The 22,170-nt window shown below is 54.4% G+C and carries 33 protein-coding genes and 3 pseudogenes; 14 read left to right on the plus strand and 22 right to left on the minus strand.

Annotated features, from left to right (window positions below):
- Nucleotides 1-11 precede the first annotated feature (11 nt).
- The 13 genes and pseudogenes from HU718_RS16585 to HU718_RS16640 form a co-directional block, all read right to left on the minus strand.
- Nucleotides 12-359 (minus strand): hypothetical protein, encoded by a 348-nt coding sequence (locus HU718_RS16585; protein ID WP_034152701.1) that lies wholly within the window; start codon nt 357-359, stop codon nt 12-14.
- Nucleotides 356-694 (minus strand): MFS transporter, encoded by a 339-nt coding sequence (locus HU718_RS16590; RefSeq protein ID WP_097090027.1) that lies wholly within the window; start codon nt 692-694, stop codon nt 356-358. The genes HU718_RS16585 and HU718_RS16590 overlap by 4 nt, the downstream gene beginning before the upstream one ends.
- Before the next feature lie 407 nt (nt 695-1,101).
- Nucleotides 1,102-1,374 carry a hypothetical protein gene (locus HU718_RS16595; RefSeq protein ID WP_186615600.1) on the minus strand — a complete coding sequence of 91 codons (273 nt, stop codon included), beginning with the start codon at nt 1,372-1,374 and terminating at the stop codon, nt 1,102-1,104.
- A gap of 171 nt (nt 1,375-1,545) precedes the next feature.
- On the minus strand, nt 1,546-2,223 hold the full coding sequence (locus tag HU718_RS16600) for a bacteriophage antitermination protein Q (RefSeq protein ID WP_186615601.1): 678 nt from the start codon (nt 2,221-2,223) through the stop codon (nt 1,546-1,548).
- Nucleotides 2,220-2,804 (minus strand): recombination protein NinG, encoded by a 585-nt coding sequence (locus tag HU718_RS16605; RefSeq protein ID WP_186615603.1) that lies wholly within the window; start codon nt 2,802-2,804, stop codon nt 2,220-2,222. Before HU718_RS16605 ends, HU718_RS16600 begins: the two co-directional genes overlap by 4 nt.
- Entirely contained in the window at nt 2,801-3,271 is a 471-nt protein-coding gene (locus tag HU718_RS16610) for a hypothetical protein (protein WP_186615605.1), read from the minus strand. The genes HU718_RS16605 and HU718_RS16610 overlap by 4 nt, the downstream gene beginning before the upstream one ends.
- Nucleotides 3,264-3,491, minus strand: a complete 228-nt coding sequence (locus HU718_RS16615) for a hypothetical protein (protein ID WP_186615607.1) — start codon at nt 3,489-3,491, stop codon at nt 3,264-3,266. The genes HU718_RS16610 and HU718_RS16615 overlap by 8 nt, the downstream gene beginning before the upstream one ends.
- Nucleotides 3,488-4,285: a hypothetical protein gene (locus HU718_RS16620; RefSeq protein WP_186615609.1), complete on the minus strand. Its 798-nt coding sequence runs from the start codon at nt 4,283-4,285 to the stop codon at nt 3,488-3,490. Before HU718_RS16620 ends, HU718_RS16615 begins: the two co-directional genes overlap by 4 nt.
- Nucleotides 4,272-5,198: a helix-turn-helix domain-containing protein gene (locus tag HU718_RS16625; RefSeq protein ID WP_186615611.1), complete on the minus strand. Its 927-nt coding sequence runs from the start codon at nt 5,196-5,198 to the stop codon at nt 4,272-4,274. The genes HU718_RS16620 and HU718_RS16625 overlap by 14 nt, the downstream gene beginning before the upstream one ends.
- Nucleotides 5,195-5,482: an HNH endonuclease gene (locus tag HU718_RS29650; RefSeq protein ID WP_225936868.1), complete on the minus strand. Its 288-nt coding sequence runs from the start codon at nt 5,480-5,482 to the stop codon at nt 5,195-5,197. Before HU718_RS29650 ends, HU718_RS16625 begins: the two co-directional genes overlap by 4 nt.
- 2 nt (nt 5,483-5,484) lie before the next feature.
- Nucleotides 5,485-5,794 (minus strand): annotated as a pseudogene (locus HU718_RS29655) (phage replication protein); the annotation flags it as partial.
- A 179-nt stretch (nt 5,795-5,973) separates the two neighbouring features.
- Nucleotides 5,974-6,576 carry a DUF8585 domain-containing protein gene (locus HU718_RS16635; protein WP_186615615.1) on the minus strand — a complete coding sequence of 201 codons (603 nt, stop codon included), beginning with the start codon at nt 6,574-6,576 and terminating at the stop codon, nt 5,974-5,976.
- A gap of 50 nt (nt 6,577-6,626) precedes the next feature.
- Nucleotides 6,627-6,833: a Cro/CI family transcriptional regulator gene (locus HU718_RS16640; protein ID WP_007965032.1), complete on the minus strand. Its 207-nt coding sequence runs from the start codon at nt 6,831-6,833 to the stop codon at nt 6,627-6,629.
- A 107-nt stretch (nt 6,834-6,940) separates the two neighbouring features.
- Here HU718_RS16640 and HU718_RS16645 point away from each other — a divergent pair, with 107 nt between their 5' ends.
- The 3 genes from HU718_RS16645 (at nt 6,941) to HU718_RS16655 (ending at nt 9,524) form a co-directional block, all read left to right on the plus strand.
- The gene (locus HU718_RS16645) at nt 6,941-7,807 is read left to right on the plus strand and encodes a S24 family peptidase (protein WP_186615617.1); all 867 of its coding nucleotides are present in this window, start codon (nt 6,941-6,943) and stop codon (nt 7,805-7,807) included.
- Nucleotides 7,808-7,940: 133 nt separating this feature from the next.
- Nucleotides 7,941-8,834, plus strand: coding sequence for an LAPAL motif-containing putative phage structural protein (locus HU718_RS16650; protein ID WP_186615619.1), 894 nt, complete (start codon nt 7,941-7,943; stop codon nt 8,832-8,834).
- Between the two features lie 279 nt (nt 8,835-9,113).
- Nucleotides 9,114-9,524: a DUF2189 domain-containing protein gene (locus tag HU718_RS16655; RefSeq protein ID WP_186615621.1), complete on the plus strand. Its 411-nt coding sequence runs from the start codon at nt 9,114-9,116 to the stop codon at nt 9,522-9,524.
- Nucleotides 9,525-9,588: 64 nt separating this feature from the next.
- Here the strand turns inward: HU718_RS16655 and HU718_RS16660 are convergent, their stop codons facing one another.
- From HU718_RS16660 to HU718_RS16675, 4 genes are all read right to left on the minus strand, one after another.
- Nucleotides 9,589-9,897 (minus strand): DUF1654 domain-containing protein, encoded by a 309-nt coding sequence (locus HU718_RS16660; protein ID WP_186615624.1) that lies wholly within the window; start codon nt 9,895-9,897, stop codon nt 9,589-9,591.
- A 448-nt stretch (nt 9,898-10,345) separates the two neighbouring features.
- The gene (locus HU718_RS16665; protein ID WP_186615625.1) at nt 10,346-10,951 is read right to left on the minus strand and encodes a hypothetical protein; all 606 of its coding nucleotides are present in this window, start codon (nt 10,949-10,951) and stop codon (nt 10,346-10,348) included.
- Between the two features lie 352 nt (nt 10,952-11,303).
- Nucleotides 11,304-11,588: a hypothetical protein gene (locus HU718_RS16670; RefSeq protein WP_186615627.1), complete on the minus strand. Its 285-nt coding sequence runs from the start codon at nt 11,586-11,588 to the stop codon at nt 11,304-11,306.
- Nucleotides 11,589-12,131: 543 nt separating this feature from the next.
- Complete coding sequence (locus HU718_RS16675; RefSeq protein ID WP_186615629.1) at nt 12,132-12,470, minus strand: hypothetical protein; 339 nt, start codon at nt 12,468-12,470, stop codon at nt 12,132-12,134.
- A gap of 183 nt (nt 12,471-12,653) precedes the next feature.
- Here HU718_RS16675 and HU718_RS16680 point away from each other — a divergent pair, with 183 nt between their 5' ends.
- The 8 genes and pseudogenes from HU718_RS16680 (at nt 12,654) to HU718_RS16715 (ending at nt 15,995) form a co-directional block, all read left to right on the plus strand.
- A complete protein-coding gene (locus HU718_RS16680) occupies nt 12,654-13,058 on the plus strand; it encodes a hypothetical protein (RefSeq protein WP_186615631.1) in 405 nt (134 codons plus the stop codon).
- On the plus strand, nt 13,055-13,246 hold the full coding sequence (locus HU718_RS16685) for a hypothetical protein (RefSeq protein ID WP_186615633.1): 192 nt from the start codon (nt 13,055-13,057) through the stop codon (nt 13,244-13,246). The genes HU718_RS16680 and HU718_RS16685 overlap by 4 nt, the downstream gene beginning before the upstream one ends.
- Nucleotides 13,243-13,437 (plus strand): hypothetical protein, encoded by a 195-nt coding sequence (locus HU718_RS16690; RefSeq protein ID WP_186615635.1) that lies wholly within the window; start codon nt 13,243-13,245, stop codon nt 13,435-13,437. The genes HU718_RS16685 and HU718_RS16690 overlap by 4 nt, the downstream gene beginning before the upstream one ends.
- A gap of 156 nt (nt 13,438-13,593) precedes the next feature.
- Nucleotides 13,594-14,331, plus strand: coding sequence for a hypothetical protein (locus HU718_RS16695; protein ID WP_186615637.1), 738 nt, complete (start codon nt 13,594-13,596; stop codon nt 14,329-14,331).
- On the plus strand, nt 14,328-14,891 hold the full coding sequence (locus HU718_RS16700) for a siphovirus Gp157 family protein (protein ID WP_186615638.1): 564 nt from the start codon (nt 14,328-14,330) through the stop codon (nt 14,889-14,891). The genes HU718_RS16695 and HU718_RS16700 overlap by 4 nt, the downstream gene beginning before the upstream one ends.
- A 7-nt stretch (nt 14,892-14,898) precedes the next feature.
- Nucleotides 14,899-15,141 carry a hypothetical protein gene (locus HU718_RS16705; protein ID WP_186615640.1) on the plus strand — a complete coding sequence of 81 codons (243 nt, stop codon included), beginning with the start codon at nt 14,899-14,901 and terminating at the stop codon, nt 15,139-15,141.
- Nucleotides 15,138-15,602, plus strand: a pseudogene (locus HU718_RS16710) (hypothetical protein). The gene HU718_RS16705 and the pseudogene HU718_RS16710 overlap by 4 nt, the downstream one beginning before the upstream one ends.
- 75 nt (nt 15,603-15,677) lie before the next feature.
- Nucleotides 15,678-15,995 (plus strand): hypothetical protein, encoded by a 318-nt coding sequence (locus HU718_RS16715; RefSeq protein WP_186615642.1) that lies wholly within the window; start codon nt 15,678-15,680, stop codon nt 15,993-15,995.
- Nucleotides 15,996-16,076: 81 nt separating this feature from the next.
- Here the strand turns inward: HU718_RS16715 and HU718_RS16720 are convergent, their stop codons facing one another.
- The gene (locus HU718_RS16720; RefSeq protein ID WP_186615644.1) at nt 16,077-16,676 is read right to left on the minus strand and encodes a hypothetical protein; all 600 of its coding nucleotides are present in this window, start codon (nt 16,674-16,676) and stop codon (nt 16,077-16,079) included.
- Complete coding sequence (locus HU718_RS16725; RefSeq protein ID WP_186615646.1) at nt 16,673-17,062, minus strand: hypothetical protein; 390 nt, start codon at nt 17,060-17,062, stop codon at nt 16,673-16,675. Before HU718_RS16725 ends, HU718_RS16720 begins: the two co-directional genes overlap by 4 nt.
- 85 nt (nt 17,063-17,147) lie before the next feature.
- On the opposite strand from HU718_RS16725, the pseudogene HU718_RS16730 reads away from it, so the two are divergent.
- Nucleotides 17,148-18,070: pseudogene (locus tag HU718_RS16730) on the plus strand (DNA cytosine methyltransferase).
- Between the two features lie 404 nt (nt 18,071-18,474).
- Here the strand turns inward: HU718_RS16730 and HU718_RS16735 are convergent.
- A complete protein-coding gene (locus HU718_RS16735; RefSeq protein WP_186615648.1) occupies nt 18,475-19,182 on the minus strand; it encodes a hypothetical protein in 708 nt (235 codons plus the stop codon).
- 230 nt (nt 19,183-19,412) lie between these two features.
- On the opposite strand from HU718_RS16735, the gene HU718_RS16740 reads away from it, so the two are divergent.
- The gene (locus HU718_RS16740; RefSeq protein WP_186615650.1) at nt 19,413-19,736 is read left to right on the plus strand and encodes a hypothetical protein; all 324 of its coding nucleotides are present in this window, start codon (nt 19,413-19,415) and stop codon (nt 19,734-19,736) included.
- Nucleotides 19,737-19,785: 49 nt separating this feature from the next.
- A complete protein-coding gene (locus HU718_RS16745; RefSeq protein WP_186615652.1) occupies nt 19,786-20,850 on the plus strand; it encodes a DNA-methyltransferase in 1,065 nt (354 codons plus the stop codon).
- A 4-nt stretch (nt 20,851-20,854) separates the two neighbouring features.
- On the opposite strand, the gene HU718_RS16750 is transcribed toward HU718_RS16745, so the two are convergent.
- The gene (locus tag HU718_RS16750; RefSeq protein WP_186615654.1) at nt 20,855-21,013 is read right to left on the minus strand and encodes a hypothetical protein; all 159 of its coding nucleotides are present in this window, start codon (nt 21,011-21,013) and stop codon (nt 20,855-20,857) included.
- Between the two features lie 486 nt (nt 21,014-21,499).
- Nucleotides 21,500-22,144, minus strand: a complete 645-nt coding sequence (locus HU718_RS16755; protein ID WP_186615656.1) for a hypothetical protein — start codon at nt 22,142-22,144, stop codon at nt 21,500-21,502.
- Between the last annotated feature and the right edge of the window lie 26 nt (nt 22,145-22,170).

Raw genomic sequence — 22,170 nt, forward strand, 5'->3', positions numbered from 1 at the left:
CGTGGCGCGGATTACTTACCCCGGCGCTCAATGCCACCAGGCGCCTTGTCACACCGCATGCAGTGCTCACAGTTCAGCGTCCGGCACAGCCAGGCTTTAACCCGCTGCCACCAGATGACCATGAAGATGTGGCGCATACCCGCCAGGGCCAGCGAGACGTGAAGCGTGATCCCGGCAGTGGTCGGCCCCATCATGAAAATATTCTGCTCGCGGCTCATCACAACGAAACCGCTGATGGCAACAGCCGAATAGATCAACTTGCCGATGACGCCGTCCCTTACTCGACCGCTCAGAACACACCAGGTCGCCCACAAGGCAATCAAGCCGCAGGCGATGGAGTTGATCAGTTCAAGATTCATGGTGGATTACCTCCCCCGAACCGCTGGCGAATGAGCGCCCAGAGGTCAGCGGCTTTGATGGCTCGGTTGATGGCTGCGAGCAGCGATCCGCCGAAGGTGCCCAACAAGAAGCCAATGCCCGCGACGATCTTCGGCTCGGTCACACCCAGATAGGTGCTGACCATGCTCGTCAGATACAACGAGCAGGCAATGCCGGTGACCAGAAAGATCATCCAAGCACGCCAGTCGGCCAGATCGTCTTTGTGCCACCAGCTTGCGACGACTGCGCCCACCAGTCCTGCGATCAGCAATTCAAACCTGTCGATCTTGTCGAGCAGGCGCTGCAATAACTCCATGCGCTCGACTCCGTGGGTGCATGTGAATAGGTCGGCCCCGCTGCACTCCCAGCTCGGAGCAATGGGTGTGGGGAGCCGAAAACGAAAAAAGCCCCTGCAAGTGCAGAGGCCCTGAATAGGTGCGCTCGTCTTTCCGAGCTGTCTGCCGAAGGCCTTCTCAACGTCGACGCCCTATTGCATCGATCTCGCTGACCCAGTCTCGCGCCACTCTGCAAGCATGTGAGGTCAGAGTGCGGGGCTGCCGGTGTTGATTCCGTACGTCGCACTATTCGGCTATCGACGTCCAGGCCTTCCCAAGGGCTGTCCTGGTTATAGGTAAATTTCAGGCAATAAAAAACCCGGCGCGGCGGCCGGGCTTCTGAAATAGTGCAGCGCTTTAACGCTGCGTCCCGCTAAAGCGGGTGGGCTTACGCCCGAATTGTCACTGCGGTTACACCGTTGACCAACAAGCCGGCGCTCAATATTTGAACCGTTTCCACAACCGCCAAGTCAACACATTTCACATTCTGTTCTTCCATACCATTTCCTCCAGTAGTCACTACTTCTTTTTTCAACAACATTTTGTTCTTAAGCCAGCTGGTAGCTGCGACTACCAGAAATCCCAAAATGCCGACTACCATCGTTAACGGCGTAAAAACCGCAGCACCAGCAGATGCTCTTTTGACCAGCCAACAAGTCAAGCTAGTACGTGAACAGATAGTGCCAAAATAATGGCAAAAAGTCAATTTGTCTAAAATTCAAGCGTGCAGAAGAAAAAACCCGGCGCTTGGCCGGGTTCGGTTTCGTGTGCGTTTCGCGTTACTTGTGCACTATGGGAAAATTACATCACAAATCCCAACATGGCAATAACTTTATGCCGCATCTTCAGAATTTTCATCAAAGATGACCTGCCATACAGGCTGCAAAGCCTGAACATCCACTTCTGAAATAGCTTCACGCAGGAAATTCCAGACATCCTTCCAGTCGCGATCCCAAACTTTCGGCTCGATGCGCACACCGTAAAGTTTGAGCATTCCCTCAGCGACCCGAGCCGGCCCCCACTGCTCCCCACCATGAGCCTCAATCTTGTACGACTGCAGAGCGATGCTGATCATGCAATGAGCTTTCGCAGCCTTGGCATCCGTCAGCGCGGAAAAGTCCACATCGTTCCAGATCAGCTTCTCGGCGTTGAGTACGTGAACCATCGTCATGCACGGGTGGTACAGGTAGTGACCGAACTGCTGCACCTGGAACGGCAGTGTGTCGATCGCGCGCAGCACCTTGCCGATCGTGGCGAGGTGCGCGGCGCGAGCAGTCGATCGACCAACCGGCGTACGGCGCGTCTCACTGATGCTGATCTTCTGGCGCACTACCTGGATCCTCTCTTCCTTGTCGTCACCGATCGCGGCGAATACGGCTTCATGCCGGCGCATCCGTGAACCACTCTTCACTGGCGCAGTTGCTGCCCGATCAATCGCTGCAGCGCTGATCGACGCGTTCGATTCGTGCTGCGCTTCAGTCCACACCTGTCTTGCGTTGATCAGCTTCATGCGGCTTCCCCTTTTTTCAACTCTCTTGCCTTGGCTCGGTATTCGGCCTTGATGGTTCTGATTTCTTCGACGGTGTACTTGCGGGGCTCATGAGGCCCTTCGAGCCATTCGACTTTCTCGGCGCCGATTCCCTGTAGGAGTGAGATTCGGTAATTCACCAAATTGCCTGACAGGTACGTGTTGCATGGGGCGCACTGCTTCCAGACATTGAGCGGCTCGAATCGCAACTCAGGGTTCGCTCCTACGGATCGGTAGTGCCCTGCGTGGTATTGGCCTTCGTGGTGCCGACCGCAACTGATACAAGGGAGATCGGCGTCACGCAGGCGAACCCACTCGTTGAATGTCGCCTGGGCTTCGCGCAGGTGATCCGCCCTGCTCTTCAGCTTCTCCTTGCGTACCTTGATCTCTCGGCGCTCGATGCTCGCCAGCGACTTGCGCTTCTTCTCCCGCTTGTCCCGCGCGATGACAACGGCGCAGTCCGGCGAGCACCAAGACTGAAAGCTCACCTTCGGGACGAATGAGGCCCTGCAGGTTTTGACTGAGCACTTTTTCGGGCGCGGCTGCTTCCTTTCAATCGTCATGCAGCCTCCTGGCTCAGCAGATCATCGAAGTACACGCCCTGCTGTGCGAACCGCGCGACGATGCGGTCAGTGTACGCCGCGCCCTGAGCGCGATTGAACAGGCTGGTCACCGGGAACCCGTCCGGGCCGAAGAGTTTGCAGCCGCCCATCATGGCCAGCTTCGTCTCGTACGGGAGGTGGCGCATGACGCGGTACCACTCGGTCTGAAACCCGGCATCCTCATTCAGCAGGATCTGCACGCCGACGTGCAATTTGCAGTACCGGCGGGCATCAGCCTCGTCGCCGATTTGGGTCATCTCGGCAATGCGCTTGTACATCGCGAACCACAGCCGGTTTTGGTCGAGCGTGCGGTCCTTTCCCGGGCGCAGCGATACGACGACGAACTTCTTGTCGCGGTACATGGCGCTAAGCTTCGTGATGGCCTCGGAGAGTTTCGCCTGACAGTTCACTGAGATTTTGTCAGCCATGGGTGGCCACATTGTTCGGCAATCCGTTGATCAGCTCGCCGAGTTGCTGTGTCAGTCGCTCGTTCTCGGCCAGCAACTCCAGCGCCACCTCTTCCACTGTTTTCTCCCCGAGAAAGTCTTGCAGCGCCTCGGTGTTGCGCTTCCAGTCTGCACAATCGGTACGGTACGACGCCGCCTCGGCCCACAGCAGCTTCTGGAGTTTTTGTTTGTCGATGGTCATTGAGCCGCTCTCCTTGCTTCCAATTGTTCGGCCTGCTGAATGAGCAGCGCACGGCGATCCGCCAGCTCATTGGCTGCCTGAATTCGCATTTCTGTTTTTTCCTCGGCTGATGCATGGCGCATGGCGAGCATCGAATCCTTCACCGCGGCGAGCTTCTCGCGCAGTTTTGGCGAAGGTCGGGTTACATCACCGGTGAGCAGCGCAACGACGGCCCGGCCGTCTTCGGTAACTGGCGCGACACTCAAGTCGGCCAGGTACAACTGCCCGCGCTCATGTGGGATCCGTTGCATCTGTACGGCCTTCGTGATCGCCTGGGTGCGGCGGTTGGCGTCGAAACCGACTGACACGTGCCAATTGACGTGTTTGTTGTCCTCACGAGCCTGGCCCACCAAACGCTCGTAAGCGCTGTTGAACGCCATGCGCGCACCGACCTTGTCGCCGGCGTCGAGTACAGGTTTCGCGGCTGCCAGCGCGAGCAGGATTTCATCGGTCAGCACCACGGTTTCGAACTCGTCGTTCGTAGTCATGGCGATTGACCAAGCTTCGTCCTTGCCCGGGCGGCCATCTGCAACCTGAACTCGCTGGAGGATGTCAGCCATGGCCAACTTGCCCTTGACTTCGAAGCGGCAAGCCTTCAGCGCGGCCTTCACCACCTGCACCGGGTAAGCACAGAGATCTTCGGCCATGATCGCCGCAGTGCCTGGGTTCATTTCCTGACCCATTGCCTCGGCAGTGGCGCAGATCGCAGCAGCCAGTCCGGCAACCTGTTGATCGTTCATTTCAAAGGTACTCATTGCGCTCTCCCGCTTGGCGCTTAGCCAAGACCATTTGAGCGGCCTGCTCGGCGGCGGAGACGTTCGCCTCGGTGCGTTCCATCTGGCGGGCAGTCGTCCCATTGATGCGCTGACCGGTCACCCACTGGGTGTGGTAGCTCTCGGCGTTCGCCAGCAGTTCGTTGAGGCTGTGGCACTTCCGCAGCACGGCGGCATCGGCGGTTTTCAGGAAGTGTGCAGCGACGTGGTGAGCGACATCGGCGCCGAGGCGGTCGACCAGTTGACCGAGTTGGCCACCGACCTTGGCGTTCCACACCGGCCAGGTGCTGTAGCGCTTGCGGTAGGCCATGGCATAGTTCGCCCAGACCTTGAAGGTTTTGCAGGACTGGTCTTTTGGGCCTGGCATGTCGGCGGGGATCTCGACCCGTGGCGTATCGGTGCGATCAACCACCAGAACCAGATTGCGGGGCAGAGCCGGCACAACCTCGGCGGAAGCCGGGGGTGCAATTGGTTCAATGACCGGTTCATTGACTGGTTCAGAAGAGTGACTGGTTCTGGGTGCAGCTCCTTCACTACCCCCTAGTGCAGGAGATTCACTAGGGGGTGAACCTGCTGCACCACCCTGGTGAATCTGCTGCACTACCCCTGGTGCAGGAGGTGCACCACCATCAAGGGTTAGGAAGTAAACATTCGACGAATTGCCCTTTGGCCCACCCTTCCTGATTTCCTTGCGCAGCAGCCCTGACTCACACAGCGCGGTGATGTGGTTCATAACGGAACGCTTGCTGATCTCGCACTGATCGGCGATATGTTGGTAGGACGGCCAGCACTCCCCCATGTCACTGGCATTGTCTGCCAGCTTGATGAGCACCAGCTTGCGAAGTGGATTGCCGACGCGAAGTTTCATCGCGGCGACCATGAGGCCCATGCTCATGCGGTACCTCCGGTGATACCGCGAAAATCGATGGTCTGGACACCCTTCCAGCTATTGCAAGACATGCACAGGGTTTGAAGATTTTCCATGGATGCTTCGCCACCCTGGCTCTCGGGAATGATGTGGTCAGCCCTCAAGCGGAGTAGAACAGCGCAACCGCAGCGCAGGCAGACGTGGTCATCCCGAGCAAATACGCGAGCACGCAAACCCGAAGGGATGGGCTTCTTCTTCGTTCGACGGCGAGGTGGCTGCACCGGCGGCTGATATGCACTGAAGTGCCCCATGCGATCCGGATTCCACTCAATCGCCTTCTTAGTCAGACGGAACAGCGTGATGTTCGAAGTGATGGAAAGCTCAATCAGACCGGCCTCTTCTAGGGCCTTCAGCATGCGATAAGCAGTGTCCGGCTTGTCGGTGAGCAGCGGCAGCTCCTCGATGATCTTGGCCTTGCTCAGCGCGAAGAAGATCCCGTCGTCAGTCTTGATTGGCTTGGTCCAGCTCGGGCAGCCGTAGACGAAAGCGAACAGCAGGGCCTGCTGAGAGTTCAGCCCCCACTCCAAGGCCTTAACCTGATTGATGGTTACGGTGAACTGCATGTCAGGTGTTCCTGACGCTAGGAGCAAAGAAATATATGCGCGACACGTTTTTCGAATTCTGAAAACGTGTCGCGACACTGGTTGGGGTATTGCTCGAATTGGGTTGGCTCTGCATAATCTAGCCTCTCTAGTTTTGCAAATTAGCCAGGCCACGAACCTGGCTTTTTTGTGTCTGTGATTTAGTGAATCTTCGAAGCGACAAGCGCCGCTCGATCCGCCATCGCGACAGCGTGCGCAGCAAGAGAGCGGCAGAAGGATTCGAAGGATTCGGCGTAGACATGGTCTTTCTGGTCAAACACGCCATCGGCGAAGACTTTCCCGCCAAGGCCGGCGACGTGACCGAAGCTCGTCGAAATACCGGCGAACACCTGCAAGGCGTCGTCGATGCCTGAGCCGATCTGCTTGACTGCGAGAAGGCCGTAGCGGCTCGACAGCTCAATAAGTGCGCGGTCGCGCCAAGGCTGGTCGAGCGCGGCAACCCACGACTCTTCAATCCACGAAGGGATTTCGATGCGGTCGCCGCTGTCATCGAGCCACCGCTCAACGCGCTTGCTCCAAGCCTTGTAGGCGCGGCCGTATGCCTGCATATCTGCGGTCTTGGTCATCCCCTGAAGATCAGGAAAGCCCTTTTCCTTGCAGCGCTCTGGCGCACGAACAAAGAGCTGATGGTTGAGCTGCTCCGCAAAGCCGTCCTGACTCATGCTCGTCCGAGCGATCATGTCGCGCGCAATAGCGACCAAGACCGCATCGCGTGTTTCGTGTCGCAAGTTCGACGTTTCCATGGGGACTGCTCTCTTCTAATCTGGCTTCAACGAATTGGCGGAAAGAGATGTCAGGCGGCGGTTCTCTGAACCGGCAGCTGGCACGGAAATGGACGGACCTCTTCCGCTGTCAACTTTCCGTCCTCATGCTCAATGACTAGGATTTCCCTGGCCGCCTTCAAGGCTTTGGAAATGGCTGGAGCGCTTACGCCAAGGCCCTTGGCGACAGCGGACTGACCAATTCGCTCAACCAGTTCTGGCAGTGGCGTCTTTTTCATGTCGTTGCCTCAGCAAACTTTGTCAAACCCAATATTAACCGCCGGTTAGTTTTCTGGCAATACCGGCGGTTGCCGCAATAAAATTAACCAGCGGTTAAATTTCACGGATGAGCAGAAAGAAAGAGTTGTCCCCAGAACTGAAAGCTGAGTGCGACGCCGCTAAGGCGCTTTTCGTGTCGAAAAAAAACGCACTCGGATTGACCCAGGCGAGCCTTGCGGCGGAGGCTGATATATCGGCCGCTGCGGTAGCGATGTACCTGAACGGAACGAATCCTCTGAACGCCAAGTTCGCGTCGGTTCTATCGCGCTTGCTTGGCATTCCAGTCGAGCGCTTCAGTAAGCGACTTGCGCGCGAGATCAGCGGGATGACAAGTGTGGCCGAAGCTCCATCGGCTTCGACGCTTTCAGCCGCTGATATGGTCCGCCAGATGCTCGATAAGCAGGGCAAAGGGCTTACCGATACAGCCAGACGAAGATTGATGGCAGCCGCTGAAGCGGATGATGCCGGGGGCGCCATCGAGATTGACTATTACCGGCCAGGAGTTGTGGGTGATGAAGTGTGGATCGCGCACTACGACGTCCGCGCTGCGATGGGCGGCGGCCAGATCCCGCACGACTATCCCGAGATGCTGCAGGATGTTCGGGTAAGCCCTCAACATTTGCGGGAGATGGGAGTCGAGTTCAAAGAACATTTCCATCTGAAGATGGTGACGGGTTGGGGCCAATCGATGGCGCCGACGATCAAGCATCGAGATCCGCTCCTTGTCGACATCAGCATTCGGGAATTTGTTGGGGATGGGATCTACATGTTCTCCTGGGAAGGTCATCTCTATATCAAGCGCCTACAGTGGCTGGGCGATGAACAGATCAGGATGATTTCCGACAACGATCGGCATCCACCGCAAACGATCCGAGCGGATGAGACATTCATTCAGGCGCGTGTGTTGCTAGTTTGGAATGCTCAATTGGTATGAAAACATACCTAAACGAACCGAAATAACGTTTTACCCAAATACATTAGTTATAAAACGATACACGCACAACACATAATGAGCTGCTCATAAAATTTGGCCTGCCAATTGGAAGGCTGCCTTAGGGGAATAGGAAATGGCCGAAGAAAAAGTAGTTAGTCGCCCTAAAAAGCAAGAGTATTCGGAAGAGAAATTCATTGTATCTTACGATGCCAAAGAGAGCGCACTAGCTCGACACGAGATAAACGCAAAAGATCTTGGCGAAGCGATTTTGGGCATGCACAACCTCATCGAGGAAACCGCTAGCATCATTAGTAATGGTTCAGCTGACGTCACTTTGAAAGTAACCACGCCGGCCCAAGAAGGATCAGTAGAAGTTGTATTCGCACTTTTGGCAGATCCAGCAACCGCTCTAAAAGTATTAGGGATACTAGGCTTCGCAACGCCAGCAGCAGCATTTGTAGGTGGCTCGCTGATTGAGCTTGTTCAACAAATCAAAGGCAAGAAAATCACCTCAGTTACTATTGAAGGTGATAGTGAGACCGCCGACATAATGACTGCTGACGGCCTAGTTAGAGCGGATAAAAGGATAGCCAAACTAATCACAAACAGCAAAATACGTGATGCATTACATAAGGTTATTCAAGCGCCGCTCACTGGAAAAAAAGACGCTCAATTCAAAGTAAAAGGAAACGAAGAGAAAACGGTGATCTCTATTAAAGAGTCTGCCATTGATGACTTTTCGCGCCTTCCAAAGGGCACGCTTGAAGAAATTTCTGTTGAAACTGAAATTGTCAGAGCGTCGTTTGCCCAGATTAACTTTGAGTCCGCGAAAGGTTGGAGAATTCGAAAACATGATGGTTCTGAATTTGCAGTCACAGTGAAGGATAAGACTTTTCTTGACAAGGTCAATAGCAACCAAGCAACATTTCAAAAAGATGATAACTACAATATTACTATTGAAACTACGACCACCTCTAGACCAACGCGATCCACTATCGACCGTGCTATAATAAAGGTTGAGGATTGATTTTCCTTAAATAGTAACGGGGGTGATCAATGTCCGCTTGGAGCCAGCACGATATAGCATTGGCGATGGTGTACCTGTTCATGATTATGCTTACGCCATTCGCATTTCGAATAGGTCGATTGTCGGTAAGATATATTTACCACAAATACTTTTCCATTGAAGATATTTACGTGACCTATAAACGAAATGGCGTGGTTACCAGTCGTTTCAAAATACAGAGGAAAAAGGACGGGTCAATTCGGGAAATAGACCTCGGAGTTGGACAGCGGAGCGCGAGCCATGAGTGACATCGAACGTCCTTCCTCCAATAGCCGCACGGGGCTAACCGCAACGATTACCGGTTTAATTGTTTCTGTCTCTGCTCTTTTTACTGCAGATTTGACGCCCGAAGTTAAGACAATAGTACCTATTATCGCTGGAATCTTGAGCCCATTTATCGCGGCTGGAATTTACAGGCTCCAACGAAAAGTTGAGCAGGACCCTAAATTGACAGATTTCCTTTCAGCATATGAGAGCGATTTGAAGTATCAAAGAAAGGCTTTGAAAGACCAGAGTCTTTCTGCCGAAGCAAAGGCAGAATTAGAGAAAAGATACTCAAATACTGTTTTAAAAATGTCAACGGCCCATCAGGATTTTAGAACCGCTGCACTCCAGTTTGAGACAAAAGAGCTTCCTGAAACTGGTGAGTGACAATTCGGTCTAGTAAGCCATAGGACTTCAAGTGCCCGCCAAATAGGCGGGCTTTTTATGTGCATCAGAAAGGTGCCGACTCCAGCTCCGCTTCTACCATTTCTCCTGGCCGATCTTTGTTGTCGATCACTTCCCACCTCAGTGTTACCGACTCATCATCATTGAACGTCATGTCTATACAACCCGTCTCGGACAGCAGTCCCATCACCTCCTCCCACTCCCTCTGCCCATCCGTGTCCAGCCGATGGATCGTCACCCAGCGCTGAATCTGCGCGACTGGGTGATTGATCATTGACGAGACACGTAGTTCAAGTCGCTCCAGGCCTGACATGCCACCACTTTCGAGCCTGTTTTGTTGTTGCGCCATTGCCATCTACTTCACTCCTGATAGCTGTATATCCGTCCAGTAAAGACAAAGCATAACCAATCCTTACGCAAAATAAATTAACCGCCGGTATTGACGACAATAAAACCGGCGGTTAATTTAAGCCTGTCGCAGCGACACACAACCACTGCGAAGGGCCTCAAGAGACCCGCCGCTCTTTAGATCTCCCGATTCACCTTGCCGGATCACCACCGGCCCAGATACGAAGGCAGCGATGAACCGGCCTCAACGGTTCAGAGGGTTGGCAACTGACCCGGGCGTGCAGCGTAAAACGTCAAAAGCAGTTATCCAGCGGGAGAACAAGCCGAAAGGCCCGCGGCTGGAGGAACAACTTGAATGAGCCGGTGACCGACGCCAGTAGCGGGTAACCGGCAGCTCCAGAAATTTTCACGTCAGCGCCTGCATCGGGCGCTTTCGGAAGCCTACTGGACAGTAGTTATCGACGCTTGCCCATGCCTGGCGCTCCACCACTAACGATGTGGACCCATCCAACGGGCCTAGATCGATCCGGAGCGGTAGGGAGATAGGTTTCGTTAATGTCTTTCGTACATGCAGGGCAAAGACTTGGGGGGCGTTCCCAGTCCACGTGAACTGAGAATTTGCTACCACACCGCCAACATATCTTCCGAAGCCATTTTGACTCAGGCTCGGTTGTAGAGGGCTTCGTTCGCTTTGCTGGGGAAACTGTCTTGGGCTTATTGGCTGCCTTGCTGGCCTTTTTCGCCTCTTTAATCGCCGCTTTCGCGGCCTTGCGGCTCAGCTTCGTGCCCTTCTGCTTGGCGACTTCTTGAAGCTCAATAATTTTGTTGAGCAGAGCGAATTCGGATCGGAGCTCTCGGGTTACATCGTCGAGTTCATGATCAGCCTTGTATGACTGATCGAAAAGAACATCTATGTCGACCTCGACAGCCTTGCGCGAGGCTAGATCAGAAAAGAACTTCTCTGACTCCTCGCTGAACCCCTGCCCCGGCACATGCACCGCTGGCTTGCTCTCGCTGGACTTCTTTTTGAGCTTCAGCCGCTGCGGCTTATCGGCGTCCATATGAAACCCCACTCCGTGGCCATATCGCAGAGTAGCAACTAGCCAGCAAAGTGCGCCAGCCCACTGCGACGGCGGACGAGGTGTTGACCGAACTGAGTGAATGACCTGGTAAGCGGGTGCGGAGAAACACGGAATTTTTCACTGATGCACCTGGTGACGGGTGCATTGGGAAAACAACCGGAGTAAAGCGATGAACGAAACCCAAAAGAAAAAAATTGAGGAGATTGTTCAAGAGATCGCGAGGGATAGCGGCATCGCTTTCGATGCCGCCTTTAAAGTAGCGATTGGTGTGCTTAGGTTGCACGCTATTGAGTGCTCCCCAAAAGGACCATGCACCGCTGGAGGGCCAGCCTTAGGCGAGAGGTAGAAATGCCGCCCAATTTTTAGACTCTGCAACAATTATAGAGGGGCCATTAGGCGGCGACAGGGGGGTCGAGATAGTTTTGACCCGGTCTCGAACTTCATTCAAGTCAAGATTGCTTGATCCGAAGTAGGTCCCGATTGGCAGCCTCCGGACACTACCATCTCCGTAGGTGACCGTCCTCTTCAGTCCGAGCAGCTCCATCTTCTCGTGGAGCTCTCTGTATTCATCACCCTCTGCTCTGAACAACTCGACCCTAACCAAATATTCCGCCATAACGACATTCCTTGTTTCGACTGTGGAATGCGGAGCATATGGGTTTCCCTTGACTGTGGAAAGCCAGGAAACAGGGAGCCTGCCCCTGTAAAAACAGGCGCTACGACAGCCTGTCGTTAAGTGCCCGACCCTCTCTATGAAAGCGCATCGAGGTGTGATCTGAGGCTAAGTCTCGGGCAGCGGATGTGCCAACCGGTTGCCTACAGGGCTACACCTTCCGCCGAATGCCGGTTGAGCCCCGGCCAGATCACACCCCGATGCGGACGAAACTGCGGCCTATAACCGCCCACCTGCATCGAAACCAACTACCGAGGAATGCTCGGCAGTTGCCTTCAATCAGAGGAATGGCAGCCATGTAAAAGTGAGCGATTCACCTGCGCGGCGCGGCAAGCCTGAAGGCCGGCGCCCATCACTCATACAGGCAGCGGACAGTAGGCCGTCGATGTCACCGCGCATCGGCCGAATGAGGTAGGCCACCTCTACGCACGTCGACAATCTGATGCTACAAACCCAGGCCGTCGCCAGTAGCGGGCCTGGGACAGATTACTTGCTAGGTTTCGGCGCATAGCTCGGGCAGAAATGTTTTGCTGCCGACGGATCCCCTGCGGCCTGCACTTGAACTGCCTTTATTTCATCCTGAAATGCCGGATTGGTATCAACTGCAAGAATCTCCTTCTTCAGTTCTGCATTTGCCGCTATATCTGGAAGGGAGAAGATGTTCTGCAGCGAGTAATTCATTCCGGGCTCTTGTTCTGCACACATACGCCCCATAGCCACCATGGTTATAGCAATGTCGTGATCCTCGGTATCCGCTTGGGCCTGCCCCAAATTACTGAGCGCGACCAAAGCAACTAGACAGACAGTCTTCGAAATAACACGCATGGGAATTCATCCTTAGAAGTTCTGCGCTTTATCGGCAGTGAAATCAAAAAATTCAACTCGCCGCTTTGCAAATCGTTCGACAACACCCGAATGCACTCTCCTCCGCGCCCAACGGCAACCAGCGGTGCGGATGAGTGCATTCGAGTTTTGTTGGATCAACACCCCGCCACTCTGGAGACGACCATGTCAGCTCTACGCAAGCCCATCCCGGAAGACGACTTTCTCGATACGGAGGCAGGTCAGGAATGGCTGACCGAGTCGGTCGACGATCTGCTTTATCGGCGCCACATCGAGGCACCAAATCCGGTAGGTCGAAGCAAGGTCCTGGTCAACGCTGACCACTTACCGGAGGCGCTGGCGGATCACATGGCCGCGAACCCTGATCCTGATCGGTATATCGAGAAAATCTTGATTGAGCTGGTACGACGCGCAGACGGTGGGATTTTGCACACCTGGGCCATCGAAGCCATCGGCGGTGATCCGCAGATGGTTCGGTCTCTCGCCGGCGACCTGGTCGCGGTACACGCCAACGAATACCGAGATGCCAAACGCGAAAGCGACCGGGTCGAGCAGGAGTGCGGGTTTTGAGCCCTCATATCCTGATCGATCAAGCCCTTGATGGTGTGTCGGCACCCGCCGGCGAAGAAGACATCAGCTTGCTGGTTCAAGGGCTAATCACCCGCCTCTTCACCGACGGCGCTATCTCGATCGACGAGTTCAACCACTACTGCAAGCGGCTGCGTGACACCTGTCAGCGGCGCAAGGAGGAAGCATGAGTACGGCACCGGTTAAATCGCTGATAGACGAGCAGCTCGAGGACGTCGAACACAAGATCGCCCTGCTCGGTTTCGGCCTTCCCTTCAACGAGGTGATCGGTCGTAAGCGTGAGGACCTGGTCGCAAATCTCCCGCAGCGTCTTGCGCCGTCCATGAAGGGCAAACGAATTGGCGTGAAGGTTCGGCCTTGACCGCTCGCCAATGGGCGCGCCGCCTGATCATCTGGCGTGGCGCGTTCTCTTCCCTCGGCGTTTTCACCTTCTTGATGCTGCTCAGCGCCCTCGCCGATCGCATCACTCAATAAACAAAGCATTCAATCGCTGCGCATAGCGCGGCAAGGATTCCTCATGTCCACGAATACGCGGATCTGGGATCAGGTCAACACGACCGATCCAAGTGCCACCAAGAACTTCACAGGGATGGGCGGTTTTAAAGGTACGGCCATCAAACCGACCTACCTGATGCGCAAAGCCACCGAAGTGTTCGGCCCATGCGGTGAAGGCTGGGGCTGGACCATCCTTGAAGAGCGATTCGACGAAGGTGGCCCCCTGCAAGCGCCGACCAAGGAGTGGCCGACCGCGCCACTGATCAACGCGAAAGTCCACACTGTGAGAATTGAGCTTTGGTACCAGGGCGAAGGCGGACAGAAATGCACGGTGACGCACTACGGCCACACACCGTTCGTTCTCCTGCAGCAAGGCAAGATAATCACCGACTGGGAGGCGGCAAAGAAGTCGCTAACAGATGCCATCGGTAAATGCCTCCAGCCGCTCGGATTCGCCGCAGACATCCACATGGGGTTGTTCGATGACGCCGCATATGTCGAGACGGTTCGGGATGAGGTGGCGTTGAACAAAGCCGAAGATCGTGTAGCAGAGGAAGATCGCCAGAAGCAGGAACGTTTGGATTACATCAAGTCTGTCATCGACACAATGGGCGGCGCCCAGTCGGCTCAGGAACTGAAGAAAATCCACGACGTTGCCGTGCGCAAACTGACCCTCCGCAAAGACACAAAGGGCGTTGAGCGCGTCTCGTTGGAGTGGAAACGAATCAAAGAAGCATCTGAACGGGAGAATGCAGCATGACTCAGCTCTATGCACTGACTGGCAAGCTTGCCGAACTTCAGGGAATGGCAGACACCGACGACGAGGGCCTGAAAGAAGCCCTGCAGCACGCGATGGACGAGATCCAAGGTGAGTTCGAGGTGAAGGCCGACAACATCGTCATGCTGCGCCGCAACCTCGAAAGCGACGTGACGGCCATCGAGACGGAGATTGAGCGGCTGACCGAGCTCAAGCGAATCAAGGCCAACAGCGTTGCACAGATCAGCGATTACCTGCGTCGGAACATGGAAGCCGCCAACCTCAAGTCGATCAAGCGCCCGCTGTTCACTGTCACACTGGCTCTGGGCAAAGAGAAAGTGATTGTCGACAACGAGGGCGCGGTGCCCGACGAGCTGACATCCGTGAAAACCAGCATTGCACCGGACAAGAACGCGATCGCCGCCAAGCTCAAGGAAATTCGTGAGCACAACGAAGCCGTGCGTAAACGTATGGCCGCCGGCGAAGACGCAGAACACGAACTGATCGAAGAGCCGGCCTATGCGCACTTGGAGCGCGGCGACAGTTCGATCCGAATCAAGTGAGGTGAGCATGATCAGCAACCACCTCAACCTCGTCGAGCAGCACCGGCCGGACGCCGAATCGATCGCTGAACGAATCGTGCAGTATCTGGCCGGCGGCGGGCAGATCGACCAACTGAAAAGCCCGCCGCGCAATCCGCTGCCACCGCCCCGCTCGAAGAAAATAGACCCTGAAACGGTCCTCAAGCGGCGCCCGAAGCCGATATCGGCCGACGACCGAAAGGCTCTACGCAAAATGGCGGACTCGGTATGAAATCGAAACGCAAACCGAACAACGGTTTCGTCCGGGCTGAACGCAGTTGCCGAGCGTTGCTGCGCACCAACCACGTCGCGGTGGTGAACATCGACCCCAGCGGCAGCCAGATCATGGCGAACTGGAAGAGCTGCCGGCAGATCCGCAGTCTGGCGATCGCCAACGCGATATTCGACTTCTCCTACCGCTGGACGATCTACATCGCCGCCATGTGTCGCGACGAGCGCGGCGCCGAGTAAATCAAGTCGGTGGAGATCTCGCCCGAAGGCATCTACAAGGTCGCGCGCCTGACTGACGCAATCGAGCATTACTACCTGGAACTGCGCAACAGCGCGAACCCAAGCCATCTGGTCGCGTCAGGCTGGATCGCCGTTCCGGATGAGATATCGATGGATGAAGCCGAAGCCGCGAAGTTGTTCTACGCCGCCGGCGCCTGGCATCAGGTGAAGGTCGCAGCGTGAGACGTTCCAGACCCCAACAACGCAAACGACAGACCTGGCTGGACTTGCCGGCCAGCGGAATTGAAGAGGTAGGCCATGGCCAAGAGCAACGCCCAATTGCAGAAGGACAAGCGAGCCAAGGAGAAGACGCTGCTCGATCGGATCGGCGCCGAAAAGCGCTCGCTAATTGTTTCGAAAGCGCTCGATGATGCCCTGCTGATCCTTGGCGAGCGCCACAGCTTCGAGGAATGGCAGGAGACGGTGTCGACATTCATCATCAATCTGGCCGCAGCGCCGGCGGCCGAATCGGAACGCTTCGCCAGCATGTCGCGACCGGAAATCGTTATCAAGGAAAAGTGGTCACGACAGCTTGAGGCGTTATCGAAAAACACATTGAGCCCCAAATATCTTTAGTCGACACAGTCCATCCTACAGTTCACTTTTTTCAAGGCCTTACAAAGCCCTCGCTGGAGCGTGCGTCATAAGTAACTTTATTTAATTATCGGCCCTTCCTGATAAAATGCGCTGTTGGAGATCCTCTCCAGTGAAATTTGGGCTGGGTACATCAGCACTAGTCGGTAGTGGATTAGCTTTAGGCAACTCCCCGAACATTCTCACCAGATCCTCCGTTTGCCGAGTTGCCTGATCATTCGCATTCCTAATCGCGATTGCAGCTTCGCCGACAGATCCGTCAATCACATTGCCGGACTCATCAATCATTCCGCTGGATTGAGGAAGTGGTGCTCTATTTGAAACAGAAACCAGAAAATTTGAAAAATGCTGCATCAGGTTCTTCGGTATCACAGTACGAGGATCGACTATGACAGACATTTCCTGTGCATTCATTGTAATTTTAGTCGCGTGCCCTTCCGCCATATCAGAATTTTTATGCGACAAACACCAAGACACAAATGCAACTAATCCTGTCGCGATTGCCGCCCAAAATGGCAGCTCCCATTTGGCTTTATCAAACCAAATAAACGCAAATCCCGTCGCCAAGCAACCGATTGAAGCAACAGCAAACAACACTACAAAAATTTGACTTTTTTGTGGTACGAGCGAGATATCTGCTTTTATACCTCCATTAATGCTCAAGATTTTTTGCTCACTGTAATAGTGCCATCACTATTATACGTCGGAGCAAAATAAGGATGCTGACGTTTAATCCAGTCATTATGCAAATTAAATAAGCGCACCACACCTATAAGATCAGCAGAGTATGTAACTACTGTTCGATCATCAAGGAAACAGTTCTCCAATGAGAACTCAGTGGATGACAAATAAAGCCGGCAATTATCGAAGCGACATGAAATAAAATTCCATCCATCCAACTTTACTTCCTGCCCATTGAACCATTGATTTTTTACGTCGGGGTTAGGAGTAAGTGCGAGCAACCCACTCAGCCCGCTCATGAGAGAACTTGAGTCGCTGCGGGCCTCTGATGAAGGAGGCAACGGTGGTGGTGGCGGTATAGGAGGCATCTGTTTTTCCTTTTACTAACGCTCAAAAGCAATGCCAGCATTTCAACATCATTCTCTCTTCGTAGCAATGAAATGGAGGCCTGTAATGCTTACAGCGATTGACTTTTTTTCTGGTTTCGGTGGATGGACGCGCCGCGGCAAAGACGCTGGGCTCAGTGTCCTCTGGGCTGCAAACCATTGGCCCGAGGCGGTCGAGTGGCACACCCGCAACAACCCGGAGACCATCCACGCCTGTCAGGATCTGCACCAGGCGAACTGGGCGAACGTGCCGAAGCACGACGTCATGCTCGCCTCTCCCTGCTGCCAAGGGCACACGAAGGCGCGGGAAAGGCTGCCGGCAACCCTCAGCACGACAACTCACGCTCGCCTGCATGGGCGCCAGTGCAGAACGCCGAGGTCAACCGGCCGGAGTTTGCGGTGATCGAGAACGTAACGGAATTCATGGATTGGATTCTGTATCCGGCGTGGGCCGACGCGATGCAGCGACTGGGCTACGCACTGGCGCCGCACATCGTGGACTGCGCCGATCTCGGCGTACCGCAGCACCGCTTGCGATTGTTCATGGTGTGCTCGCGCAGCAAGGCCCCGTTGCACTTGCAGCTCCCCCGGTACAAGCACGTGCCCGCCCGCAACATTATCGACTTCGACGCCGGCAAGTGGTCACCGATTAACAAGCCAGGCCGCGCCGCGTCAACACTGACCTGTGTGAAGAATGGTCGCGAGCGATTCGGTGACCGGTTCGTAATGCCCTATTACGGCTCTGGCTCTGGCCTCACCGGGCGCAGTGTTGACCGCCCGATCGGCACCATCACCACACTGGATCGCTGGGCAATCGTCGACGGCGACATGATGCGCATGATCAGCGCTGACGAAGCCATGGCCGCCCAGTCCTTTCCGAAGGACACGCTGCGCCCGGACAACCACAAGCTGACCATGCATATGACCGGCAACGCTGTGCCGCCGCTCGCTGGGCAGCGGATCATCGAAGCTCTATTCGCAGCGGCATGACGCAATAAATTATCGCGTAGATATCAGTTGGTTCCTATTTACATCAAACGTCGACAAGAGCGGCGCAGGATCGGAAATCCTGTTCATAGCTACCCAGGCTCGAGTGCGCTCCACATCGAACGACTGCTTTAGCCCGGACATAGAATCGACCAGTGTTCTTGAAATCCGATATCGGCCGCAGTCAACGCAATTGCGCTCATGCCAGTCGCCACTTGACTCGTAAGTTACCGCGGGCTCTTTGCAAATTAGGCAAGCCATCTAAACCACTCCTTGTAAATGACACTTCAACTGTAGCTGATCCCTCACCACCCACCACCGGCCGGGTATGCTCCGGCATAGGTACCCGTCATGCCCACAGAAAATTGGAAACCGGATGTATTTGCCCCGAAGCTTCAGATTAAAATTTACAGCCCTACCGCCATATAACCAATGTTATATCCCTTGATTGGAACCGATTCTGTCTCTATTCCTAGAAAGCTCGCCACGAGAGTATTTTCGCTGTTTTTATCTATGATCGGGCATACCATAAACCTATCATCACCTACAAAACCCGCTTGCAAATAACCGCCAACATCTGAGCGAATCTCTTCTGCGAGCATTTTATTTAAAACAGTTAAAGGCGGTACCCGCTTGGCTCCAGCCTTCATCAAAGAAATAAAGGTTTCCGCTCCGCTTCCAATTGCTAGACAAAATCCAGGCCCTACTTCGTGAATAACGATGTCCGAAATTATACCCGCAGCTAAACTTGTCTTGATTTCAAAAGCCAGCAGAGCCTTTTTTTTGGGGCAAATGCCAAAGATCACGCAGTCAAAAAGACAGCTACCAGGATGCTCAGTAGCGCCAAGACGCTCACCGATTTCTTTAATTTGCCGCTCACCAACAAACTGGAATAACTTCGCTATATCCTCCAAACAAATACTTGGCTCGCCGCCTTGACGTTCTACCAAATTTTTTGACATTGCAACGACTATAGCGTGCGTACTCAAAGCAGAAATTGACGATCCGGAAAAAACAAATCCAAAACTATAATCACCCGTAACCACCCATTTGAATTCACCAACTTCCTTGCGGCAAACAACAGGAACCTCAAATACCTTCACGCCGCCATCCATTAGCACACCAGTGCCTTTTGACAGTCTAGAATCTGCCGCGCACCAGATTTGCCTCTGCACCTCGTGAAACCAGACCACCGCAACCGTCATAATTATCAACCCCAGCGTTCAACAAATTTACCCCGACAGCTAACGATAGCTGCCAGACCTGGCTATTCGCTAGTTTAATCACATTTTTAATACCTCCCCCTTCAAAGTCAGCCGCTATAGCGGCAAGGACGAGCTCGCCCATGGAAACGATAAAACTGATTCAGCCGGTGCCGGTTGTGCGCGATGAAAACGGCATGTTCTGGCACCCGGAACTGCCGCCATTTGATGAAGGTGATGAAGAGAAGTGCAAGAAGTGGCTCGCCGAGCAGCACCTGGTCGTGAAGATGACAAGTATTGAGGATGCGCCGGACGAGATATCGGAGCGCTATTTCGACTCCCATGATCCGGATTGCAGCTACTGGGATCCGGATAAACCGGAAGGCGAAGGCTGGTTCTGCCTTTCAATCCACGATACCGACGATGGCCCAGTCTGCTGGTGGGCACGCCGCGAGGTGGCGCCATGATCTTCGCCCCGCGCTACATGGCCTACCTCATCTACAGGGGACCGTGGCGATGACAGAACAGCACCGCATTCTGGTCGGTGACTGCATCGACATGATGCGGCCCCTGCCGGATAAGTCAGTTCACACCTGCGTTACCAGCCCGCCCTACTTCGGCCTGCGCGATTACGGCGTAGACGGGCAGATCGGTTTGGAGGAAACCCCGGGTGAGTTTATTGCCCGTCTGGTCGAAGTATTCCGCGAAGTGCGCCGAGTACTCCGCGACGACGGCACGGCCTGGGTGAACATGGGTGACAGCTACGCCGCTCGCTCAACAGGGAATCTTTCGTTCCGGCGAGACAAAGCTGCCGTCTCGCCAGATCGCGCACCGCTGACGGATGGGATAAAGGTGAAGGACATGATGGGCATGCCGTGGCGTCTGGCCTTCGCGCTACAGGATGACGGCTGGTATCTGCGCCAAGACATTATCTGGCACAAGCCGAACCCGATGCCGGAGAGCGTGCGCGACCGGTGCACTAAGGCCCACGAGTACATCTTCCTGCTAAGCAAGTCGCAGAAGTACCACTTCGACCAGGGTGCGATCCTCGAACCCTGCTCACTGAATACCCACAACCGGCTTTCGCAAGATGTCCTCGCACAGATTGGCAGCGACCGGGCCAATGGCGGGGCCAAGAGCAACGGCAACATGAAGGCAGTCGCCAGGAAGTCGAATGGAGTCGGATGGGGTCACGGAACAGACGATGAGGAACGCGGCCTGGGGCGAATCAAAGACAACGAGTCGATGAACTCAGCCCTTGCGGTAATGCCGAGTGAGCGGAACAAACGCAGTGTCTGGACCGTATCGACCCACAGCTTCAAAGGCGCCCACTTTGCGACCTTCCCGCCCGATCTGATCCGGCCATGCGTTTTGGCAGGCGCCCCGCGTGGTGGTGTGGTGCTGGATCCGTTCGGCGGTGCCGGTACCACGGCGGTGGTAGCCATGCAGGAAGGTCGTAAGTCGATCCTGTGCGAACTCAACCCGGACTATGCAGCCATGGCCGAGCGCCGTATCGCGGCCGCTTGGCTCGATGGCGCGGCACAAATGGACGTTTTTCACGACTCTGCGCCGGCCGCCTGACCGTTTAAGCAGAAACTCCGTGTTTGATGCAGAAATCATAAAGGGCTGTGCTCGCTTCCGTGGCTTCCTTCTGAAGTTGCTCAAAGACTTCCAGCGCATCTGGTTTTGAAAGATCAAGATTCCGGCGTCGAAAATCATCCTTTTGTTTGATTTTCTCATCCATAAACACTCGGAGCCTCTCTCCGTTCCTAATTGCTTCTTCCTGCGTCAATGCCTGATCCCCCGTTCAAAATTTCCGAACACAAATACCCCACTTCGATGACTTACGCCAGCCGGCGAGGACATAGTCCAACATCAGCCTTTCTTACCTGACGGAGCATTTCCTCTGTGATCGCCCGAAGGGTTCGGCGTTGTACTTGGCCAATTACCACCTGGCCCTGGATGAGTCGAAGGTCCGCGTGAACTGCCGGATCCTTTGCTTGATCCACCTGAATTGCTTGAGCTTTTACCGCCTCCACTTTTGGACATGATGATCTCCTTGGTAATGGGAACAGCCCATTGAGAGTAGGTCATCACGGGCCCACTCATGGCCCGCCTGTCCGGATACCCCACTTCAACGAATCGAGCCAGTCGGCGAGGCAGGCGTAGACACCCTGATGGAGATAAACGTGACGGCCGCTGTCGATGGCTTTCAACGAGCAAAAAATCATTAACTCAAAAGACGTCTTTCATCCAAGACAGAAACCATGGGAAGCATGAGTCTCGCTAGGTAAGAGTTCACATCTTCATCCTTGGACTTTATTTTCCTTTCAAAAACAAGCCAGTTTGCAGACGCAAGACTGGCTTGATCCTCTTTTTCAGGCTTGTATCCAGAACCATCATATATTCTGTTGCACGCTCTGATAGTTTCAGCGCAGTAGTGCTCAAAATGATTTAACCATTTCAACTCAGCTTTGAACTTCCCACGCCAGAGTGCAGCGCATTTCGTTGCGACAAGTTCGAACTCTGATCGCCCTTTTTCAATCTCACCCAGCCAATGATTGAAGTAACTTTCTGGAAGCCCATCATCCTCCAGCCCCATCCAGCAATCGCTCTCAATCTTGTAGATTGCGTGCCCAGCAACCTGCCACGACACGTGCAAAATTTCTTGATATTTGTAAGCAGCAATCAACATCTCCTCAGCGAGCTGATAGTCAGATTTGCCACGCAACTGTTTCTTCCATGCATTCACACCCTGTATCGCGGCAACGGCCGCAATCAACGCCCCAAAAGCAGCCACTCCAGAAAACACCAACCCAAGTATGTCTTTTGTTAACTCTAATTCAGCATCAGTGATCGCGAAACAAATCGACATCCCTATCCCCCCATAAATTCAGTCGC

It is taken from the genome of Pseudomonas tensinigenes (assembly GCF_014268445.2).
Taxonomy (GTDB): Bacteria; Pseudomonadota; Gammaproteobacteria; order Pseudomonadales; family Pseudomonadaceae; genus Aquipseudomonas; species Aquipseudomonas tensinigenes.

Excerpts from the sequence above, each read along its gene's own strand:
- HU718_RS16655 (WP_186615621.1), top strand. The coding sequence starts at position 9,114 with ATGAGTGACATCGAACGTCCTTCCTCCAATAGCCGCACGGGGCTAACC.
- HU718_RS16755 (WP_186615656.1), bottom strand. The coding sequence starts at position 22,144 with ATGTCGATTTGTTTCGCGATCACTGATGCTGAATTAGAGTTAACAAAA.
- HU718_RS16680 (WP_186615631.1), top strand. The coding sequence starts at position 12,654 with ATGTCAGCTCTACGCAAGCCCATCCCGGAAGACGACTTTCTCGATACG.
- HU718_RS16585 (WP_034152701.1), bottom strand. The coding sequence starts at position 359 with ATGAATCTTGAACTGATCAACTCCATCGCCTGCGGCTTGATTGCCTTG.
- HU718_RS16590 (WP_097090027.1), bottom strand. The coding sequence starts at position 694 with ATGGAGTTATTGCAGCGCCTGCTCGACAAGATCGACAGGTTTGAATTG.
- HU718_RS16705 (WP_186615640.1), top strand. The coding sequence starts at position 14,899 with ATGATCAGCAACCACCTCAACCTCGTCGAGCAGCACCGGCCGGACGCC.
- HU718_RS16600 (WP_186615601.1), bottom strand. The coding sequence starts at position 2,223 with ATGAAGCTGATCAACGCAAGACAGGTGTGGACTGAAGCGCAGCACGAA.
- HU718_RS16660 (WP_186615624.1), bottom strand. The coding sequence starts at position 9,897 with ATGGCAATGGCGCAACAACAAAACAGGCTCGAAAGTGGTGGCATGTCA.
- HU718_RS16640 (WP_007965032.1), bottom strand. The coding sequence starts at position 6,833 with ATGAAAAAGACGCCACTGCCAGAACTGGTTGAGCGAATTGGTCAGTCC.
- HU718_RS16675 (WP_186615629.1), bottom strand. The coding sequence starts at position 12,470 with ATGCGTGTTATTTCGAAGACTGTCTGTCTAGTTGCTTTGGTCGCGCTC.
- HU718_RS16735 (WP_186615648.1), bottom strand. The coding sequence starts at position 19,182 with ATGGATGGCGGCGTGAAGGTATTTGAGGTTCCTGTTGTTTGCCGCAAG.
- HU718_RS16700 (WP_186615638.1), top strand. The coding sequence starts at position 14,328 with ATGACTCAGCTCTATGCACTGACTGGCAAGCTTGCCGAACTTCAGGGA.
- HU718_RS16750 (WP_186615654.1), bottom strand. The coding sequence starts at position 21,013 with ATGGATGAGAAAATCAAACAAAAGGATGATTTTCGACGCCGGAATCTT.
- HU718_RS16725 (WP_186615646.1), bottom strand. The coding sequence starts at position 17,062 with ATGCCTCCTATACCGCCACCACCACCGTTGCCTCCTTCATCAGAGGCC.
- HU718_RS16665 (WP_186615625.1), bottom strand. The coding sequence starts at position 10,951 with ATGGACGCCGATAAGCCGCAGCGGCTGAAGCTCAAAAAGAAGTCCAGC.
- HU718_RS16620 (WP_186615609.1), bottom strand. The coding sequence starts at position 4,285 with ATGAGTACCTTTGAAATGAACGATCAACAGGTTGCCGGACTGGCTGCT.
- HU718_RS16645 (WP_186615617.1), top strand. The coding sequence starts at position 6,941 with ATGAGCAGAAAGAAAGAGTTGTCCCCAGAACTGAAAGCTGAGTGCGAC.
- HU718_RS16690 (WP_186615635.1), top strand. The coding sequence starts at position 13,243 with ATGAGTACGGCACCGGTTAAATCGCTGATAGACGAGCAGCTCGAGGAC.
- HU718_RS16715 (WP_186615642.1), top strand. The coding sequence starts at position 15,678 with ATGGCCAAGAGCAACGCCCAATTGCAGAAGGACAAGCGAGCCAAGGAG.
- HU718_RS16610 (WP_186615605.1), bottom strand. The coding sequence starts at position 3,271 with ATGGCTGACAAAATCTCAGTGAACTGTCAGGCGAAACTCTCCGAGGCC.
- HU718_RS16695 (WP_186615637.1), top strand. The coding sequence starts at position 13,594 with ATGTCCACGAATACGCGGATCTGGGATCAGGTCAACACGACCGATCCA.
- HU718_RS16670 (WP_186615627.1), bottom strand. The coding sequence starts at position 11,588 with ATGGCGGAATATTTGGTTAGGGTCGAGTTGTTCAGAGCAGAGGGTGAT.
- HU718_RS16625 (WP_186615611.1), bottom strand. The coding sequence starts at position 5,198 with ATGAGCATGGGCCTCATGGTCGCCGCGATGAAACTTCGCGTCGGCAAT.
- HU718_RS16605 (WP_186615603.1), bottom strand. The coding sequence starts at position 2,804 with ATGACGATTGAAAGGAAGCAGCCGCGCCCGAAAAAGTGCTCAGTCAAA.
- HU718_RS29650 (WP_225936868.1), bottom strand. The coding sequence starts at position 5,482 with ATGGGGCACTTCAGTGCATATCAGCCGCCGGTGCAGCCACCTCGCCGT.
- HU718_RS16745 (WP_186615652.1), top strand. The coding sequence starts at position 19,786 with ATGACAGAACAGCACCGCATTCTGGTCGGTGACTGCATCGACATGATG.
- HU718_RS16635 (WP_186615615.1), bottom strand. The coding sequence starts at position 6,576 with ATGGAAACGTCGAACTTGCGACACGAAACACGCGATGCGGTCTTGGTC.
- HU718_RS16615 (WP_186615607.1), bottom strand. The coding sequence starts at position 3,491 with ATGACCATCGACAAACAAAAACTCCAGAAGCTGCTGTGGGCCGAGGCG.
- HU718_RS16650 (WP_186615619.1), top strand. The coding sequence starts at position 7,941 with ATGGCCGAAGAAAAAGTAGTTAGTCGCCCTAAAAAGCAAGAGTATTCG.
- HU718_RS16740 (WP_186615650.1), top strand. The coding sequence starts at position 19,413 with ATGGAAACGATAAAACTGATTCAGCCGGTGCCGGTTGTGCGCGATGAA.